This is a genomic window from Thiorhodovibrio litoralis (genome assembly GCF_033954455.1).
Lineage (GTDB): Bacteria > Pseudomonadota > Gammaproteobacteria > Chromatiales > Chromatiaceae > Thiorhodovibrio > Thiorhodovibrio litoralis.
This window is the reverse complement of record NZ_CP121473.1, coordinates 2,362,048-2,380,886: the sequence shown is the minus strand read 5'-3', so window position 1 is coordinate 2,380,886 and position 18,839 is coordinate 2,362,048. Positions and strand designations below refer to the sequence as shown.

The 18,839-nt window shown below is 60.7% G+C and carries 16 protein-coding genes and 1 pseudogene; 11 read left to right on the top strand and 6 right to left on the bottom strand.

Annotated elements, in window-relative coordinates; all coding sequences use genetic code 11:
* Positions 1-13: 13 nt before the first annotated feature.
* Positions 14-1,351 (bottom strand): transposase, encoded by a 1,338-nt coding sequence (locus tag Thiosp_RS10610; RefSeq protein ID WP_323697042.1) that lies wholly within the window; start codon positions 1,349-1,351, stop codon positions 14-16.
* 334 nt (positions 1,352-1,685) lie between these two features.
* Between Thiosp_RS10610 and Thiosp_RS10605 the strand changes: the two genes are divergently transcribed.
* From Thiosp_RS10605 to Thiosp_RS10555, 11 genes are all read left to right on the top strand, one after another.
* Positions 1,686-3,602 carry a methyl-accepting chemotaxis protein gene (locus Thiosp_RS10605; protein ID WP_201068098.1) on the top strand — a complete coding sequence of 639 codons (1,917 nt, stop codon included), beginning with the start codon at positions 1,686-1,688 and terminating at the stop codon, positions 3,600-3,602.
* Positions 3,603-3,771: 169 nt separating this feature from the next.
* Positions 3,772-5,295 (top strand): chemotaxis protein CheW, encoded by a 1,524-nt coding sequence (locus Thiosp_RS10600; protein WP_323697041.1) that lies wholly within the window; start codon positions 3,772-3,774, stop codon positions 5,293-5,295.
* A complete protein-coding gene (gene cheB / locus Thiosp_RS10595) occupies positions 5,292-6,356 on the top strand; it encodes a chemotaxis-specific protein-glutamate methyltransferase CheB (protein ID WP_323696957.1) in 1,065 nt (354 codons plus the stop codon). Before Thiosp_RS10600 ends, cheB begins: the two co-directional genes overlap by 4 nt.
* Before the next feature lie 10 nt (positions 6,357-6,366).
* Positions 6,367-6,990, top strand: coding sequence for a HEAT repeat domain-containing protein (locus tag Thiosp_RS10590; RefSeq protein ID WP_323697040.1), 624 nt, complete (start codon positions 6,367-6,369; stop codon positions 6,988-6,990).
* Positions 6,980-7,840: a CheR family methyltransferase gene (locus tag Thiosp_RS10585; protein ID WP_323697039.1), complete on the top strand. Its 861-nt coding sequence runs from the start codon at positions 6,980-6,982 to the stop codon at positions 7,838-7,840. Before Thiosp_RS10590 ends, Thiosp_RS10585 begins: the two co-directional genes overlap by 11 nt.
* Complete coding sequence (locus tag Thiosp_RS10580; RefSeq protein WP_323697038.1) at positions 7,837-8,208, top strand: response regulator; 372 nt, start codon at positions 7,837-7,839, stop codon at positions 8,206-8,208. Before Thiosp_RS10585 ends, Thiosp_RS10580 begins: the two co-directional genes overlap by 4 nt.
* On the top strand, positions 8,205-10,955 hold the full coding sequence (locus tag Thiosp_RS10575; RefSeq protein ID WP_323697037.1) for a chemotaxis protein CheA: 2,751 nt from the start codon (positions 8,205-8,207) through the stop codon (positions 10,953-10,955). Before Thiosp_RS10580 ends, Thiosp_RS10575 begins: the two co-directional genes overlap by 4 nt.
* On the top strand, positions 10,955-11,191 hold the full coding sequence (locus Thiosp_RS10570; RefSeq protein ID WP_323697036.1) for a hypothetical protein: 237 nt from the start codon (positions 10,955-10,957) through the stop codon (positions 11,189-11,191). The genes Thiosp_RS10575 and Thiosp_RS10570 overlap by 1 nt, the downstream gene beginning before the upstream one ends.
* A gap of 17 nt (positions 11,192-11,208) precedes the next feature.
* Positions 11,209-11,583: a response regulator gene (locus Thiosp_RS10565; protein WP_323696960.1), complete on the top strand. Its 375-nt coding sequence runs from the start codon at positions 11,209-11,211 to the stop codon at positions 11,581-11,583.
* Positions 11,584-11,595: 12 nt separating this feature from the next.
* Positions 11,596-12,882: a methyl-accepting chemotaxis protein gene (locus Thiosp_RS10560; RefSeq protein WP_323697035.1), complete on the top strand. Its 1,287-nt coding sequence runs from the start codon at positions 11,596-11,598 to the stop codon at positions 12,880-12,882.
* 16 nt (positions 12,883-12,898) lie between these two features.
* Positions 12,899-13,687 carry a ParA family protein gene (locus tag Thiosp_RS10555; RefSeq protein WP_323697034.1) on the top strand — a complete coding sequence of 263 codons (789 nt, stop codon included), beginning with the start codon at positions 12,899-12,901 and terminating at the stop codon, positions 13,685-13,687.
* A 50-nt stretch (positions 13,688-13,737) separates the two neighbouring features.
* Here the strand turns inward: Thiosp_RS10555 and Thiosp_RS10550 are convergent, their stop codons facing one another.
* The 5 genes and pseudogenes from Thiosp_RS10550 to Thiosp_RS10535 all read right to left on the bottom strand — a co-directional run bounded on the left by Thiosp_RS10550 (position 13,738) and on the right by Thiosp_RS10535 (position 18,830).
* Entirely contained in the window at positions 13,738-15,864 is a 2,127-nt protein-coding gene (locus Thiosp_RS10550; RefSeq protein ID WP_201067362.1) for a putative bifunctional diguanylate cyclase/phosphodiesterase, read from the bottom strand.
* Between the two features lie 421 nt (positions 15,865-16,285).
* On the bottom strand, positions 16,286-16,531 hold the full coding sequence (locus Thiosp_RS24950) for a diguanylate cyclase (protein WP_456129273.1): 246 nt from the start codon (positions 16,529-16,531) through the stop codon (positions 16,286-16,288).
* An 18-nt stretch (positions 16,532-16,549) separates the two neighbouring features.
* A pseudogene (locus Thiosp_RS24945) lies at positions 16,550-16,774 on the bottom strand (IS1634 family transposase); the annotation flags it as partial.
* Positions 16,734-17,042 carry a hypothetical protein gene (locus tag Thiosp_RS10540; protein ID WP_201067360.1) on the bottom strand — a complete coding sequence of 103 codons (309 nt, stop codon included), beginning with the start codon at positions 17,040-17,042 and terminating at the stop codon, positions 16,734-16,736. The gene Thiosp_RS10540 and the pseudogene Thiosp_RS24945, both read right to left, overlap by 41 nt.
* Before the next feature lie 150 nt (positions 17,043-17,192).
* Positions 17,193-18,830, bottom strand: a complete 1,638-nt coding sequence (locus Thiosp_RS10535; protein WP_201067358.1) for an NAD-dependent malic enzyme — start codon at positions 18,828-18,830, stop codon at positions 17,193-17,195.
* Positions 18,831-18,839: the final 9 nt, after the last annotated feature.

The window sequence follows — 18,839 nt, the reverse complement described above, 5'->3', positions numbered from 1 at the left end:
CATACTGGCCGGCTCAAGCCTCGATAGAACCGTGCTCCACGCCTTCTAACCGAAGGGTAAACTCATCGAGTTGCAATGCCTGGACAAAGAAGCGCTGCACCCGCTCATCGATGGCACTCATCACCAGCGTGCCGGCTGGCCCGAACGTCTTCTGGAGTCCGTCGACGGCCTCGGCGATCAAGGCGCGGAAAAAGCCCCACAGGCGTTTGGCGAAATCGAGCTCACTGAGCTGCGCGCCTACGGCCGTGCGGACTTCGCAGACCCGCGTCCCGGCGCCTTGGATCTGGGCGAACGCCAGCAGGCAATAGCGCACGGCGGTTAAGTGGATCGGGGCCAGATGCGAGGCAAAGGTCTCGGTTTGCTCCCAGAGCAAGCCCAGAGACTGCTTGGCTTCCTTGAAGTACACCTCCTCGTCCCATCTGCGGGCATAAAGAAACGCGACAACACCGGGCAAGAGACTGAAATCATTGGTCAGAAACTCCAAGCGCCGACCCTGGCGGGTGCGCAAGGTGATCAACCGCCATTCCTGAGAAGAACTCAACAAGGCCCGGCGCTCATCGCGCAGCACCACGGCGTTCTCCGGCGTCTTGGCAATGGGCATGGCGGCACGCGAGCCCACCACCAGATTTGACTTCATGCGCGTGATCAGGGTACTGCCCTGGGTGCGTTTCTTCCGGTCCCAGAAGGCGGCATCAATGAAGGCGCGATCAACCACCCACAGCGTTCGCGCCTCCTGTGTCAGCGCGCCCGGGCGCGCATCGTAGTCCCGCAATAGGTTGATCTCATGGCGGCTACGCGTCTCCACCAACGCATCCTCGGCCAACCCCAGGCGCAGGTTGTAGAACACCAACTCGCCATGTCCCTTGGGATTATCCTCCCCGCCTTGCTTGGGCGTGCAGCGGCGATAATGCGCACTTTCTTCCTGATAGGTGCCATCCATCGCCCGCACCGGGCGGCCATCCAGTCCAGGAACTCCCGCCAGACGATCAGGCAGCACCGCCCCCACCTCGCGCATCAGCACCGGAATCATCGCTTGCAGCAATGCGCGGCGTTCAGTGGAGGCCAAGGCATCGGACCAGGTCGAGCGCGCCAAGGGCACCACCGACTCTGCCTGCGGGGCCAGCTGATCACGCAGATGATCGAGTGCTTGCACCTGCTCGCGCAGCACCCCCATCCCCTGCAACTGCCGCCACACGCCCAAGGCAATAAAGCGCTCCATGCTCAACACCCGCCCCACCGAGGCTGCCCGGCGCACAAACGCCAGTGCGCGCTGCACGGGCGCCACCAGGTCGGCGAAAACGGTGTCATTAAGCAGGCCATTCATCAGGGCATCGAGTCGGTTGGGGATCATGAGGAGCACTCCAGTGTGGTATCTTTGAGACACCCACGTGTTGCGAACACTCAATGTGCTTGTCAAGTCTTTTTTTCAGTTTTTCCCAGCGGTTTTCTATTTCGCGGACCGCTACAGCGGCCCTGTCCAACGAGACAAAAAACGCATTCCAACTGCAACACGCTTGCACAGGACTGCATGGCGCTTCTGTATGGTGGAATTATGCGTCATGGTGGAAATTTGAACCGGACACCGGTGAAAGAATAATTGATTTGTTTGGTCTTGACGTTGCGGATATCGGCTAGACTTGAATAAGCTGGTCAGACCTTTCAGTGCGAACCTCAGGAGACACCGCATGGCCCTCGTGAAACATTCCTCAACCGCCGCTAGCGCCAATGCGGCTGAAGGCAAGACATCGGCGGCGGCCGCCCGCGAGGCGGAGGCGCAGCGCAAGCGCGCGCGCACCCTGGCCAAGCAGCAGCAGGCGGCCGAGCGCATCGCCGCCGCCACCGGCGAGTTGTCCTCGGGCGTCAATGAGGCAGCCTCCGCGGCTGAGGAACTCAAGCGCGCGGTCGATCAGATTGCCGCCGGCGCCGAGGAGGCGTCCGGTGCGGCCCAGGAGTCACTCACGGCCTTCAAACAGGTCGAGGTGGCCATCGGGCGCCAATTGCGTAGCGCGAATACCAGTCAAGAGAAGAGTGATGCCACTCAGACCTTGGTGGCTAAGGCCAGCGCTGAGATCGACGCTCTGGTTACGAATGTCGGTCTCTCGGCCCAGCGTCAATCGGCCTCGGTCGAGCGCGTGGCCGAACTGGAGAAACAGGCGGCCAACATCGGCGATATCGTCAAGGCAGTGGCGCGCATCGCTGACCAAACCAACCTGCTGGCGCTCAATGCTGCCATCGAGGCGGCCCGCGCCGGCAAGCACGGCAAGGGATTCGCGGTGGTGGCTGACGAGGTGCGCACCCTGGCCGAGACCTCGGAGAAGAGCGCCAAGCAGATCCAAGACCTGGTGGGGCAGATCCAAGGCGAGGTGAAGACCATCGCCCAGGGCATCGGCACATCGGCCAAAACCGTGGGGGCGGAGGCGGCAAAGGGTAAGTCCATCATTACCCAACTGGAGCAGATCCGTCAGGATGCGGCCGAGATCGTCAAGGGCGTGCAGGAGATCGCCACCGGCGCCCAGCAGTCGAGCACCGCCGCCAAGCAGGCGCTCAAGGGCTCGGAGGATATTGCCGCCGCTGCCGAGGAGCAGTCCGCTGCTGCCGAGGAAGCCGCCAAGACGGTGGCTGAACAGTCGCAGGCGTTGGCCGAGTGCGAGCAGGCGGCCCAGGCGCTCTCGGAGCTGGCCGAGGACCTCAAGACATCGACCGATGTCGCCAAGAGTGCCGAGGAGGTGGCCTCCGCCGCTGAGGAACTGTCATCCGCCGTCGCTGAGATCAATCGTTCCAGCACCCAGATCGAGGTCGCTATCGACCAGATCCGCAAGGGTGCCGAGGTGCAGTCTGCGAGCACCGAGGAGTCGGCCGCTGCTGTGACCCAGATCGAGCGGGGGCTGGAGCTGGCCCAGGCGCGCGCCACCGCCGGCGCCGAGAAGGTGGAAGCGATCAAGGCCCTGTTGGCCGAGAACAAGACCACCGTCGACGGCCTGGTTAGCGGGGTCTCGACTGCGGCGGATGCCTCGCGCTCGAGCATCAAACAGATCAATGACCTGGAGCTAGTTTCCCGGCGCATTGACAAGATCGTCGACGCCATCACTACGGTTTCCATCCAGACCAATATGTTGGCTGTGAATGGTTCGATTGAAGCAGCGCGGGCGGGTGAATTCGGCAAGGGCTTTGTGGTGGTGGCCACCGACATTCGCAACCTGGCCCATGACTCGGCCGAAAACGCCGACAACATCAAGGATCTGGTCAAGGCAGTGCAGGATCAGATCGGCATCGTCGGGCGCGATCTGGAGGAGATTGTCTCCTCTGCGCTCACTGAGGTGGAAAAGGCCAAGGCGACCACAGCCAATCTGACAACCATCGAGACGGATATCGTCACCGTGGAGGAAGGAACGCAGGAAATTCTTGCCGCCGCTGGTGAGATTGTCGCGGCTGTCACCCAGGTGAAGACTGGCATCGAGCAGATCTCCGCTGCCGCTCAGCAGGCCGATAAGGCCGCGACCGAGGCGGCGTCCGCTTCCCAGCAGCAGTCGCAAGGGGCTGAGGAACTGGCGTCCGCCGTCGAGGAGATCGCCTCCCTCGCCGACGAACTGCAAAGCGCCTAGGGGTGCGATCATGACGATAGAGACTCCCCCTCCAGAGATTCGCCCAGAAAAAAAAATTGGACCAGAACAAATTGGACCAGAGACCCTGACGGAAAACCCCAAGGACTCCCCCCCTAAAAGCAGGCAAGGGCAAAGCAGCCAAGGGCAAAGCAAGCAAGGACGCGATGGGGTGCCACTGGATGATGACCTCGATGAGCAGGTCAGCGACATCCGCCAGTTCGTCACCTTCGTCGTCGGCGAGGAGGTCTTCGCCGTCGACATGGCCCCGGTGCAAGAGATCATCCGCGTACCGGAGGTGGTCCGGGTGCCATTGGCTCCACCCAGTCTGCAAGGCTTGGCCAACCTGCGTGGCAAGGTGTTGCCGATCATCGCGCTGCGCCATCTGTTCGGACTGCCTGAGCGAGAGCATGATGACACCACCCGCGCCTTGGTGATCGACATTGGCCAGCCCCTAGGCTTTGTGGTCGACCGGGTTGCCAGCGTGATAGGCGTGGAGCCGGCCAAAATCGAGGCGGTCGGCTCCATCAGCAGCACTGTGGATACCCAACTGCTGTCCGGTCTCATCAAGGACGTGGGCGGTCACGCCATGATTATGGTGCTGGACTTCGCTCAACTCATTAGCCGGGAGTTCGCGGACATCGCCAAGCTGGCCAAGTCCGCAGGAATGACGGCGGGGCTTTCCAGGCAGGCCGAAACCGAAGAGGAAGAGGACAGCGACGAGCTGCAACTGGTGAGCTTCGATGTCGCCGGGCAGGAGTACGCCATCGCCATCGAGAATGTTCAGGAGATCGTGCAGGTGCCCGAGCATATCGTGCAGGTGCCGCGCTCGGAGCAACATGTGTTGGGTGTCATGAGCCTCCGCAATCGGCTGCTGCCCCTGGTGAGTCTGCGCCGGATGTTCGCGCTGCCGCCGCAGGAGGCGGACGAACATAGCCGCATCGTGGTGGTGTCGCTGGGCGGGACCTCGGTCGGCCTGGTGATGGACAGCGTCAACGAAGTCCTGCGAGTCGCCAAGGCCGAGGTCGAGGCCATGCCTGGTCTCTTGGCGCGCGACGGGGATATGGCCGACATCTCCGATATCTGTCGGCTCGACGGCGGCAAGCGCCTGGTCTCGATCATCTCCACCGACAACCTTTTCCGTCATTCAGCCATCAAGGAGGCCTTGACCACCGTGGATAGCATGACTGAGGACGAGCGAGCCGATGTTGAGGATTCTGACGAGGAAAGCGCCGACGATGATGAGCAGGTCGTGGTGTTCCGCCTCGACAAGGAGGAGTTCGGTGTGCCGATTGAGAGCGTGCAGGAGATCGTGCGTGTCCCAGATGAATTGACTCATGTGCCCAAGGCGCCGGCCTTCGTCGAGGGGGTCATCAACCTGCGCGGGACTGTCCTTCCGGTGATCGATCTGCGCCGACGCCTGGGCTTGCAGAGCGTGGAGCGCACGGACCGCCAACGTGTCATGGTGTTTCTGATCGAAGGCGCGCGCACCGGCTTCATTGTGGATTCGGTGGCTGAGGTGCTCAAGATTCCCAAAACCGCCATCGAACCGGCGCCGCAATTGTCCAGCGAGCAATCACAACTCCTCGCGCGCATGGCGAACCTTGAAAAGCAGCAGCGTCTGGTGCAGTTGATTGATCCCACGCAGTTGGTGCGGGGACCTGAGCTGGCCGACCTGGCGGCCTTGTCCGCATGATTAAGCTGCTGCTTGTTGACGATTCGGCGCTGATGCGCCGTCAGTTGGCCAATGTCTTCCAGGCAGAGGGAGACTTTGAGATTCGTCAGGCGCGCAACGGCCAGGAGGCGGTCGAGGAGAATCGCGCCTTCGAGCCGGACGTGGTGACGCTCGATATCAACATGCCGGAGATGGACGGCATCACAGCACTATCGCTGATAATGGCAGAGCGGCCGGTGCCGGTGGTCATGGTGTCCTCGCTCACCGAGCAGGGGGCGCTGGCGACCTTCGAGGCGCTCAATCTAGGGGCCGTGGACTATCTGGCCAAACCGGGCGGCACCATTTCGCTCTCTATCGACGAGATCAGCGCTGAACTGGTGGCTAAAGTGCGCGCTGCGGCAGGTGCCCGACTCAAATCCAGGACAGCTCGGACGGTCAGTAACCGCTTGCGTCAGGAGCAGGCGAAACCGGCCCCGCGACCGCTTGCCGTGCGTCGCGGCGTGGCGGGCGAGGGGCTGGTGGTGATTGGCGTCTCGACCGGCGGCCCGCGCACTCTGGAGGACATCCTGCCGCGCTTGCCGGCAGATTTCCCTTGGCCGGTTCTGGTGTCTCAACACATGCCCGCGTCCTTCACGCTCCCCTTCGCTCAGCGCATGAACGGGCTCTGCACCCTGAATGTCGTGGAGGTCGCGCGTCCCATGCCGGTCGAGCCGGGCACCATCTACATCGGCAAGGGCGGCGCCGACATGGTGGTGGGTCAGCGCGGCGGGTGCCTGACAGTCCTCTCCAAGCCCGAGAATCACGACTTTCTCTGGCACCCCTCGGTCGAGCTCTTGGGTCGCTCGGTGCTGGAGCATTGCGACCCCGCGCGGGTCATCGGCATCCTACTGACAGGCATGGGCTATGACGGCGCCGATGCCTTCGCCGAGATAAAAGCGCGCGGCGGGCGCACCATCGCCGAATCCGAGGAATCTTCTGTGGTCTTTGGGATGCCAGCGGAACTGATCGCGCGCGGTGGTGCCAGCCTGGTGCTGCATGCGGAGAAGATCGCCGCGCAGGTTAATACCTGGGCGGGGCGTTGAGGCTTCGATCATGGCTCTCGTCAAAACCCAAACAGACGAGCCTATCACCGTCGATGCACGTCAGGCGGGCCGTGATTGCGCGAGTCTGATGGTGCAGCTGGCGGCGTCTGACCCGACCGCCCGGCGTTGGGCGGCGCGTGATCTGGTCGATTGCCCGGATGCCGCGCCTGCGTTGGTGGCGCGTCTCAAACAAGAAGCGGATGTTTCCGTTCGGGAAGTCATTCTTACGACCCTGACCAGCCTGGGCGACGCCACAGCGGTAGCGGGTCTCGTCGACTGCCTGCGCAGCGAGGAACCGGCGCTGCGCAACGAGGCCATTGAGGCCATGCAGAAACTGCCGGACGCGGTGGCGCCCATGATGCGTGGATTGCTCGCCGACTCCGATCCGGATGTCCGGATCTTCGCGGTCAATATTCTGGAATCCCTCTGTCATCCGGAGGTGGAGACCTGGCTGATCGAGGTCATTGATCGCGACTCCCATGTCAATGTTTGCGGCACGGCAGTGGATCTGCTCGGTGAGGTCGGGACGGTGTCAGCCCGCGAGAGCCTGTTGCGCCTTCAGGTGCGCTTTGCCGACGAGCCATACATCCGCTTTGCGACCGACCTGGCGCTAGGGCGTCTTCGTGAAGCCTGATCCGGCGCCGGCCAATATCCGGATCAGCGACGAGGATTTCCAGAAGTTTCGGGAGTTTTTCTATCGCAAGACCGGCATCCAGTTTGATGCATCCAAGCGCTATTTCGTCGATAAGCGGTTAGTGGAGCGCATTGAAGCCACGGACAGCGGCACCTTTCGCAGTTATTTCACCTTGCTGCGCTTTCAGGCGAGCAGCGATGAAGTGCAGTTATTGACCAATCTGATGACGGTCAATGAAACCTATTTTTTCCGTGAAGAGTATCAGTTTCAGTGTTTGGTCGATTCACTGCTGCCGGAGATCGTCGCGCGCAAACGCGATCAGCGCGCCATCCGTATCTGGGTGGTTCCATCTTCCTCCGGCGAGGAACCTTATTCCATTGCTATTTATCTTTTGGAGCGCTGGCCAGGAATCAATCACTGGGATGTCGAAATCGTTGCGTCCGACATTGATACCCGAATTCTCGCTCGCGCCCGTGAGGGGCTTTATTCAATCCGCTCGGTGCAGCATTTGCCGGCCAAATACCTGCAGCGGTATTTTCGCCGCCAGGCTGACGGCTATCAGATTTGTGATGATCTGCGTGAGTCGGTGGAGTTCACTCGGGTCAATGTCTCCGAGCGCGGCGATACCCGGGGTTATCGCGACTTTGACGTGATCTTCTGCCGCAACCTGCTGATCTATTTCGACGATGTCTCACGCAAAACGGCGACTGAGACCTTTTATGACGCTTTGAAGCCAGGCGGCTTTGTTTGTCTTGGTCATTCGGAATCCATGAGCCGCAGTTCGTCACTTTACAAGGTGCGGAAATTCCCTGAGGCCATCGTCTATCAAAGGCCACTGGAGACGTCATGAAGCGCATTCTGATTATCGATGATGCGGCGACAGTGCGCTTGTATCACCGCCGGATTCTCGAAACGGCGAATTTCGCCGTGGAGGAGGCGATGAACGGCATTGAGGCACTGGAAAAAGCCTTGCAGTCGAGCTTCGATCTCTATCTGGTGGACATTAACATGCCTAAATTGGATGGCTATGGTTTTCTGCACGAACTGCGCAGCGGCGATCTGCCGCAGGTGCCGGCCATCATGATCTCCACCGAGGCACAGCCTGCCGATGAGCAACGCGCCTATGCCGCCGGCGCCAACCTCTATGTGATCAAACCGGTCAAGCCCGATCAGCTCTTGGCCCAGGTCCGGGTGCTCTTGGGGGAGGTGGCGCAATGAATCCATTGCTCGAACAGTTTCTGTCGGAGGCGCGCGATTTTCTGCAAGGCATCAGCGAAAAGCTGATGGAGTTGGAAAACGCCCCCGGCGACGCGGCCATGATGAATGAGCTGTTTCGTCTGGTGCATACCCTCAAGGGCAACAGTGGTCTGTTCGATTTTCCCGAAATGACCCGGGTGCTGCACGCCGGCGAAGACCTGATGGATGTGGTGCGCAACGGCCGGGTGGCTTACTCGCAGCTCCTGGCTGATCGTCTCCTGGATGCGATGGATTTCGTCGGCATGCTGTGCGATGAAGTTGAGTCGGACGGTGTCATGGGCAAAACCCACGGGACGGATGCCGCACGCCTGGGAGCCTCGCTGCGCGAGCTGATGCAAGCCGATGACGGCCAGGCTCCTGACCAGGCTTCCGGCCAGGCTCCAGGCAAGCCCGGCGCGCCCGATGTCGCAACGGCTGTGGAGAGCAAAGAACCGGACCCCGAGGCATCCGCGCAACTGCCGCTCGCCGCTATTCCCGAGACCGCGCGCATGGAGGCTTATCGGCGTGCCCGCGCGGGTGATCCGCTGCACTGGCTCGTCTACACCCCGTCGGAGCAATGTTTTTACCAGGGCGATGATCCCTTCTTTCTGGTGCGCCAAACCCCCGAACTACTGTGGGGCGGCATTGAGGCACGCGACCCATGGTCGCCCTTGGCCGAGCTGGACGCCTATGCCTGCCTGCTGGATTTCAGTCTGCTGACCGCCGCACCCCGTGCCGCGCTGGAGGAACACTATCGCTATGTGGCGGACCAGATAAGGCTTATACCGGTTGCCCGGCTCGCGCTGGTTCTGCCCCAGGGCGACACCAATGGTGGGCCGGTCTACGATGACTTCCTCTCTGATGCATTGGAGCTGTTGCGAGCCGGCGATCTTGACGGCCTGGCTCGCAATGCCGGCACCATGCTCGAACTCTCCAACCCCGATCTTTGGATCGCCTCGGCCCTGCGCTGGCTGCGGCTGGTACTGGAAACTGAGCCGGAGACCGAGCCAGAGAGCCCGGCCGTTCTCGACGCACTCCTGGAGTCATTGCGTACCTTCGAGCCGCCCGCTTGGGATGGCGTCGGGGCTGTCGCAGCAGAGGGCAGCACTCAACGCGACGATGTCGCCACCTTGTCTGCGGAGGAGGCTGAGGCGCTGGAGGCTGTCGTCGCCACGCAACGGACCATTCTGAGTCAGACAGACAATCCCGATTGGCTGCCTGGTCGGATTCAGTCCGTCGCTGCCGCACTGTCCGGCTGCCTGCGCGTCTGCGGCGACAGTGCGGCGCTGCCGGGGCTTGATGCGGCAACCGGAGATGCCTTGGAGGCAAACAGCGGCGCGGCCCTTCTGGCCTGGCTGGATGCGCGCTTTCCCGCCATGGCTCCGGTGCTTGCCGAAGCCGGCGCAGAGCATCCGTCGGTATCGCCTCAGCTTCCCACAGAAAGTGCTCCAGCGCCCAGCGAAGCTCCACCAGCCGCTGCTCAGGCAACACCGGCGCCAGAAGGGGAGAGCGGCGGGGTCAAATTCGGTCGCCGCGCCGAGGATGCCATCGCCGGCCCCAAGAGCCTCAAGGTCGATCAGACCAAAATCGACCGCCTGATGAACCTGATCGGCGAGATGGTTGTGGCTAAGAATGGCCTGCCGTACTTGGCGGGACGGGCTGAGGATGTGTTTGGGGTGCGTGAGCTCTCGCGCGACATCAAGGGCCATTACGCGGTGATCAATCGCATCGCCGAGGAGATGCAGGACGCTATCATGCAGGTGCGCATGATGCCCGTTTCCTTTGTTTTCCAGCGCTTCCCGCGTCTGGTGCGCGACATCTCGCGCAAGCTCGGCAAGGATGTGCACCTGGTCATGGAAGGGGAGGACACCGAGGCCGATAAGAACATCATCGAGGCATTGGGTGATCCGTTGGTGCATATCGTGCGCAACAGTCTTGATCATGGGTTCGAGTCGCCCGAGGTGCGCGCCGCTGCCGGCAAACCAGTGGCTGGCACCCTGACGCTGCGTGCCACCCAGGAATCCGACCGTGTGGTGATTGAGATCAAGGACGACGGCAAGGGCATCGACCCCGATGTCATCAAGCACAAGGCCTATACCAAGGGACTCATCGACGAGGCCACGCTGGAGCGCATCAGCGACCAGGAGGCTGTGAATCTGGTCTTTGCCGCTGGTTTATCGACCGCAGAGACGGTGTCGGACCTCTCTGGACGCGGGGTGGGGATGGATGTGGTCCGCTCAGCTGTGGAGAAGGTCAACGGCGCTATGACCTTGACCAGTGTTCTGGGGCAGGGGACCCAACTGCGGCTGTCGGTGCCTTTGTCGATGGCCGTGACCAACGTCATGATCGTGGTCTCCGATGATCAGTCCTTCGGTGTCCCGATGGACACTGTGGTGGAAACTGTGCGAGTGCCCCAGTCTGCGATTCGCACTATCAAACGCAGTCTGGCCACGGTCTTGCGCGGGCGTATTGTGCCGCTGAAGTCGATCAACACCCTGCTCGGGATTCAGGCGCAGCACAAGGCCAACGCTGATGACGAGTTGGCGGTGCTAGTGGTGCGACTGGGCGATGAAACCCTGGGCCTTTTGGTGGACGATTTCCGCGAGACCGTCGATATCATCCTCAAGCCCATGACTGGTGTTCTGGCGAGTCTGTCTGCCTATTCCGGTTCCGCGCTGATGGGCGATGGCTCGGTGCTGATGGTGCTCAATGTCAAGGAGATTCTGTGATGCCCATTGAGTTCAAAGGCAATCATGCCATGTTTCTTGACATTGTGACCGTTGAGGAAGCCGAAACTTTATTGGAATGGTTGCAGAAGAAGCCGACTGCCAAGGTGAATTTGGCCGATTGCGTCCATCTGCATCCTGCCAATCTGCAAGTCTTGATGGCAGCCAAGCCTGTCATCAAAGCTTGGCCCAAGGATGCTGGATTACGTAGTTGGCTCGAATCCGCCTTGCTCGAGTAGCCTGAAGGAAAACAAGAATGCCCAAGAAAATCCTGATTGTGGACGACTCCGCCACCATGGTCTATAGCGTCAAGACGACCCTGGAGATGAACGGCTTCGATGTCGAGACGGCCGGAGACGGCGTGCAGGCACTGGCCAAGCTTAAGGGTGGCGTGAAGCCCGACCTCATCATTACCGATATCAACATGCCCAACATGGGTGGATTCGAGCTCATCAAGAACGTGCGCGCGCTTCCTGGGTTCCGCTTCACGCCCATCCTGACCCTGACCACCGAGAGTCAGGCGGACAAGCGCGACGAGGGCAAGAAACTGGGCGCCACCGGCTGGCTGGTGAAACCCGTCGACGGCCCCGCCCTTGTCAAGGTGATCAAGCAAGTGCTGCCGGGCGCCTAGGTGGGCATCGGAATGCAAACGGTGGATGCTCAACTGCCATTGCGCGGCGCGCGTTCCAGGCTTATGGTGGCCGCCGCGGTAGCGCTTGCTATCAACGTAATGGTTGCTTGGGTGATCTCGCCCTGGCTGCGCGATCTCTTTCTCATCCCGCTGGGCATGAGCTATGCCACTGAGATCGCCCTCACTACCTTCTTATCCACGGTGTCCGTGTTGGCATTGAGCGGAGTCCTGGCCTGGGTGTTTCTGCGCCAGGACCTGAAAGCCTTTATTCGCTTGCTTCACGAAGGCCACTCTCAACTTGAAAGCGTGTCCATTCAGGAAGCCCTGGTCAAGGACGAAATCGGCCATGTTTCACCTTACCTCGACATCATGAGGAAACAGATGGAAGGTACCGTCCAAGAGACCGAACAGGGAGTCATGTCGGTGATCGAGCAGATCAATCAGGTGCATGGACTCTCCCGTGCGCAGATGGATCGGATCGGGCATTCCATGGCGAACGGCATGGAACTGGCGGAGGTCATGGAACAGCAGGTGGCCAATAACAAAGAGGTCATAGCCGTTCTGAGCGATCATCTCAACGAGCAGATGACGGAGCTCGACAGCAACCTGGAGCGCATCGAACACCTCTCCGGGCAGGTGGATGCGCTGTCTCCGCTGGTTGGGGTAATTTCCGATATCGCCAGACAGATCAATCTTCTGGCGCTCAATGCGGCCATCGAGGCGGCGCGTGCGGGGGAGACAGGACGCGGTTTTGCTGTGGTGGCGGATGAGGTGCGAACCCTCTCCACCCAAACCGCCCGCGCAGCCGAGGATATTGCCAACAAGATCAATACAGCGACAAAGAGCACGGAAAAAGAGCTTATCGTGGCACGCGAGGCCAGGGACCGCAAGCAATACAGCGACCATATTCATCGGATTATCACCGACATCAGCGCCATGGAGGCGCGTTTCGCCGAGGGGAGCGCCTTGCTGCTGGAGGTGATTCAAGGGGTGGAGACGGGGAATCAGGAAATCGTCACACGCCTGTCCGGCGCACTGGGATATATTCAGTTTCAGGATGTGGTCCGCCAACGTCTGGAACAGGTCGGAATCGCTCTTGGCGAGTTGGGCGAACATTTGCAGTCGCTCATGGATCGTTTTGGCGATGCTGCATGGGACGGCTCGGTGCAGCCAAGCCTCAAGAAGCGCTTGGATGGACATCTTGATCGCTATGTGATGTCCAGTCAGCGTAATGCCCACGCCGCAGTGGTCGGTGCCGGGGCGGCGACTGACGAGCGGCCCCAGATCGAGCTGTTTTGATGGGTGCGGTCTAGCCATGCCCCGGATCATTGCCGTCTCCAACCGCAAGGGTGGCACCGGCAAGACCACGGTGGCAGTCAATCTCGCTGCCGAACTGGCCGCGCTCGGGCGCCGGGTTCTTCTGGTTGATCTCGACTCACAGGGCCATTGTGCCGCCGGGCTGGGCCTGAAATTGGACCGGGATGCGCCCACGGCCCATAGCATCTTTCTCGACCCTCTGGCAAAACTCTCGGCTGCCGTCTACCCGAGCGCCTTTGCGAATCTCTCCCTATGTCCGGCCGACCAACGATTCGAGCATGGTAGCGGTGTGGGGGGGCAAGGGCGGTTAGCTGAAGCGCTCGCGCACCAAGACATCGCCTCGGCTTTCGATTTGGTGATTCTCGACACGCCCCCTTCTTTGGACCATCTGTTGTTCAACGCACTGACGGCGGCGCATTGGGTGCTGGTGCCCTATGTTCCGCACCATCTCTCCCTGGAAGGGGTGCGGCAACTGATGCGGGTGCTTTTCAAGATCATCTCGGGCGGCGCCAATCCGCAACTGAAAATCCTCGGCTTTGTGCCGACCATGTCGGCGGCGCACATCCGCCAGCATCGTCTGGTGACCGGCGAGGTCGCGCGTCAATTCGGCGCGCCGAGGGTTCTGGCCGGCATTCGCTCCGACATTCGTTTGGCTGAAGCCTTCAGTGTTGGCAAGCCGGTTCGTAGCTATGCGCCAAAGTGTCGTGGCGCTCAGGATTTCGCCAATCTGGCAGCAACCCTCGTGCCACTCTTGGATGGCGTGGACGCTGACTCTAAGAATGTATAGCGCACAGCTTGCGAGACAGCCCGGATGAACGCGGAAGCAGCCTGGTTGTGCTATGCCGGCGCCAAGTCTTCTGCCAGATATTCCGTCAGCTCAGCCCAGAGCGCGGGCTGCCGATAAGCGGTCGCCCATTCGGTGAGTCGTTCGGCATTCATGGGGCGGGCGATGCCATAGCCTTGAACGCGATCACAACCCAGGCGCATCAGCAGACAACCGTGCTCCAGGGTTTCCACGCCTTCGGCAATGACCGCAAGATTAAAGGCGCGGGCCAGTCCGATGACCCCTTCGACGATGGCGCGGTCTTCATGATCCTTGATCATGTTTCGCACAAAGGTTTGATCGATTTTGAGCGTCCGGGCGGAGAGTCGACGGATGTAGGTCAGCGACGAATAGCCGGTTCCGAAGTCATCGAGTGAGAAGGACAACCCGAGCAGGGTACCCTGGTGGATCACCGCGCTGACCAGATCCAGGTCATTGAGCGCTGCGGTTTCCAGGATTTCGAGTTCAATACCACCGGGCTGGACACCTGGGTGCTGGCCGATGAATCCTGAAACATCCACCATGAAATCGGGTGTCAGCAGCGAATAGGCTGAGACATTGATATGCAGGCGCAGGTGCAGCCCTTGACCGACCCAGGCTTCTTGCTGGGCCAAGGCCTCGCGCAGCACCCAGCGATCGAGTTGGCGGATCAGGTCGCTGCCCTCGATGGCGGGTAGAAATTCGCCCGGCGCCAGGAGGCCGCGCCGCGGATGCTGCCAGCGCACCAGCGCCTCCACGGACTCGACCGCCGCAGTGGACTCGCTGCGCATGTTGACGATCGGTTGATATAGGAGTCTTAGCTCGCCGGCGTTGATCGCCTGCTGGATGTCGCGCAGACGTTCGCGGCTGGCGATGCCGAGAGGATCCTTCTCGGGGTCGAAGAACTGATAGTTGTTGCGTCCGCACTGCTTTGCCAGGTACATGGCGTGATCGGCATGTCGCAACAGGCTGTCGGCATCGCCATGATCTTCTGGATACAGGGTCACACCGATACTGGCCGAAACGGGTTGTGGTTGCTCTTTGATCAGGCGTTCGTTCAGGCCATGCAGAATACGGTCAAGAATCTGAATGCATGCGTTCCGGTCGGCGACATCGGAAAACAGTAGCGCGAACTCATCGCCACCCCAGCGGGCAATGGTATCGCTTGGGCGGACACAGGAAACCAGGCGTGCTGCAACGGCTTGCAGAAGAATATCCCCTACTTGGTGTCCGCACTGATCGTTGACAGGCTTGAAATCGTCCAGGTCCAGATAGCAGACGGCCAGCCGAGAGTTCTCACGGTCGGCGACGGCGATCGCTTGGCTCAGTCGATCCAACAGCAGTCGTCGGTTGGCGAGTCCGGTGAGATGATCGTAATAGGCCAACTGTTCCAGCCGTATCTGGCTTTCGAGCAAATCCTGCTCGCTCGTTTTACGTTCGGTGATGTCGCGGGCCACACCTGCCAGGCGGATGGCTCGACCGTTTGCGCCGCGAATCGCGTCGCCATCGGTGGCCAACCAGTGACTTGACCCGTCGGGCCAGAGGACACGAAACTCGAGGTTGAGTTCGGCGCCATCCTCAACACAGGCCTGCATGCTCTTGCGCCAGTGCGCAAGATCATCGGGGTGGATGCGCGAGGCGATCTCCTCGAAGGTGCCACGAAACAGTCTCGGAGCAAGGCCCCACATTGAAGCCATGTCCTCAGACCATGTCACTTGGTCGGTGTCTGTATGCCACTCCCAGATCGCCGTTTTTGAAAGTTGCAACGCCAGATACAAATGTTCCTCGGTATCCCGGATTGCGTCTTGCATCCGAATCCGCTCAGTAATGTCCTGCGCGGCGCCGCACAAAGTCGTGGGCTTGCCATTGGCGTCATACAGGAACTCGCCATAGTCCTGAATGAAGCGAGTTCTTTGGTCGTCCGGACGGATAATGCGGTGCTGATGAACGTAGGGCGTTTTTTCTTCCAAGGCGCGCTGGATGGCCGCCAGCATCCCCGCGCGGTCATCGGGATGGAGGATTCGCAATAGGCTGTCCAGGGTCGATTCACCCGGCTCGACGCCGTGGATATGGCACCAGTGAACGGTCGGTCGGAATCGACTGCTGTTTGGCTCTAGCGTCCAGCCGCCCACCTGGGCCATGCGCGCAGCGTGGGATAGCATCTGTTCCCGTTCGTTCGACCACAGGGCGCGCGGCGCGGACGATAGATGTTCGGGCTCGTTGCAACCGCTGTGGCTGTTAGATCCCTGTTCCATCGTATAAGTCGATTCCGCTTGTTTGGCCTTTCTGTAATTTTCTAACTGTCAAGTCCTGGAAAAATGGCATGTCATTGATGCATCGGGTGACTATTCAGGTCGGCGGTGGTTATCAGAAATCACTGCTTACTTCGTTGCGGGGAGCTGCCTTAATCTTAAAACCGGCAGTTGGGCTAGCTTTCTGATCATATCAGCCTGAAACCATGCGACATTGTTGGAAGTTGCAAGTCACTCGTTTAGTGACCATTCCAACTGCTCTGCAGTTGAGTGGCCTACTTACAAAACATGGGCTTAGAGAATTTCAGGCTCCCGAGCTGCCGGATTTAGGTTAATGTGCTCCATTCGGTTGACCCTTATGCACAAAAGCAGAGTTGCGTCCGGCTGCCTTGGCCGCGTATAAGGCATTATCGGCATGCTTGATCCACTGATCAAGGCTCTCTTGCGGTGCCCACTCGGCGACACCGAAGCTGGAGGTGACTTGCCCCACGTGGGCGAAGGCTTCATCGGCAATCAGGGCGCGAAGCTTTTCGGCCAGTAGTGCCGCATCGCTGAGCCTGCAGTTTGGCAGGATCACAGCGAACTCTTCTCCGCCCCAACGGGCATCCAGTTGCGAGAACAGCTCCGACTGCCCGCCAACCAATGCCTCAATGCGCCGTGCCAAGGCCGGCCATTGCTCGCGCGGGACCTCGAAGTGGCGGCCGAGATTCACCACCGTGCGTTGGCGCACGCGCCCGGCTTCGCGAACCGACTCCACCAGACGATAGGTGAAGTAGGGCTCACCCGTGCGTCGGCTTTTGGCCGCTATGTGAAGCTTCACATAGCGGCCAGGAGCAGACAGTCGCGCCTTCGGCTGCCATTGGTGGCAATTTCGACAAACCGGACATTGAATGGTTAAGCGCGCAAGCGTCTATCTTCGGCTTTTCACTGCCGCGAATAACGGAGCGAAGCAGTCGACCAGGCTCGCCGATTTGCCCGAGAATCTTCTCGACGGGCGCGGCATCGGTGATACAGGCGATGATCCGCATGTCCGTGCCGTAGTTCTGGCGGGTCAGCGGCAGGGACTTGAACAGCCGCGCTAAGAGCATGGCCCAGAGCCCTACCCTGAGTTGGCCGAAGGGTAGCGGACCGGGGATCGAGCGCTCGGAGCCGGCGCCGGTTGGTGTTCGGTCGGGTCGGCGCGAACGTTCGCATTATCCGTGACCTCACGCCCATAGGCGGTGGCTGCTCTGCACGGCTCAGACGAGCGTCGGATATTCGGGCCGATAGACATGGGCGCGAATGAAATCGACCATATCAGTCGGACGATCAACGCGCGCGAGGCCCAGGTCGAAAACGAGTTGCGCGACCCGAGCGGCGGTTTGGATTTCGGTCTCCAAGATGTTCGACTGAGGCGGATAAAGCAGCCCCTGCTTGAGCATCTCGGGCGGCACCTGATCCGCGACCGCCGCTGCTGCCTCGATGAACATTTCGTCGTTGACGCGACTGGCCTGGGTCGCGTAAATCGCCATGCCCACCGCCGGGAAGATGTAAAAATTGTTGGCTTGTCCCGGCAGGAAGACCTGCCCCTCATAATGGACCGGATCGAACTGGACACCTGCGGCATAGATCACCTTGCCCTTGGACCAGGTGTAGGCCTGCTCTGCGGTGCATTCTGCGTGATCGGTCGGGTTCGACAGGGCGAGGATCACCGGGCGCTCGTTCACCTGCGACATCGCCTCGACGACCTCTTGGGTGAAGGCGCCGCCGACCGTGCTGACCCCGATAAGCGTCGTCGGCTTCAGGTGCTTGATCGCAGCGGCGAAGTCCGTGCAGGGCTCGTTCGGGTGCGCATAGGGTCGCTGGAAGTCGACTAGGTCCGTGCGGCTCGGCTCCAGCAGGCCTTTGACGTCAAACATGTGCACCTTGGCCTGCGCGTCGGCGAGCGACATGCCTTGGGCGACCAGCGCCGAACACAGCAGGTTGGCAAGGCCAATGCCCGCCGATCCGGCGCCGAGGAAGAGGTAGCTCTCGTCCTTGAGCTGGGTGCCCTTGAGCTTCACGGCGTTGATCATCCCGGCCAGGGTGATACCGGCTGTACCCTGAACATCGTCGTTGTAGACGCAGTATCGGTCGCGGTAGCGCTCGAGCAAATGCACCGCATCTACCCCCGTCCAGTCCTCGAAATGGATGCAGCAACGCGGAAACACCTCCTGCACCGCCTCAACCAGCTCGTCGACGAACGAAAAAAGCTCGTCCGTCGGCGGACGCGCCTTGCGCAGCCCGAGATAGAGCGGGTCATTGCGGTATTGCTCGTTGTTGGTGCCCGCGTCCAGATACATCGGGAGTAGGTACTGAGGGGGCACCCCGGCCGCAGCAGTGTAGAGCTGGAGCTTACCAATCGGGATGCCCATGCCGTTGGCACCGAGGTCACCGAGGCCGAGGATGCGTCCACCGTCGGTTACGCAGATGAAGCGGATGTCCTTCTGGGGCCAGTTTCCAAGGATGTCCCGAACCTGCCCGCGCCGCTCGATCGAAACATACATACCCCGGGTTTGGCGGTAAATGTGACCGAACTTGAGACAGACCTCGCCGATTGTCGGGTCGTAGATGATCGGCAGGAAGCGGGCCGGGTCGGACATGATGGTCCGGTAAAACAGGGTTTCATCGTGGTCGAGCAGATTGACCAGAAAGATGTAGCGATCGAGGTCGGTGTGCTTATGGCTGAGCTGCAGCATCACCCGGCGCAGTTGCAGATCCTCGGTCTCGGTCACATCGGGTACCAGACCCACAAGGCCCAGGGCCTGCCTTTCGGCCTCGGTGAAGGCGGTGGATTTGTTCAAGGAGGGATCTTGAAGCAGCTCTGAACCGCGCTTGGAGATGGTCGTCATGGGCATGGTCTGTCT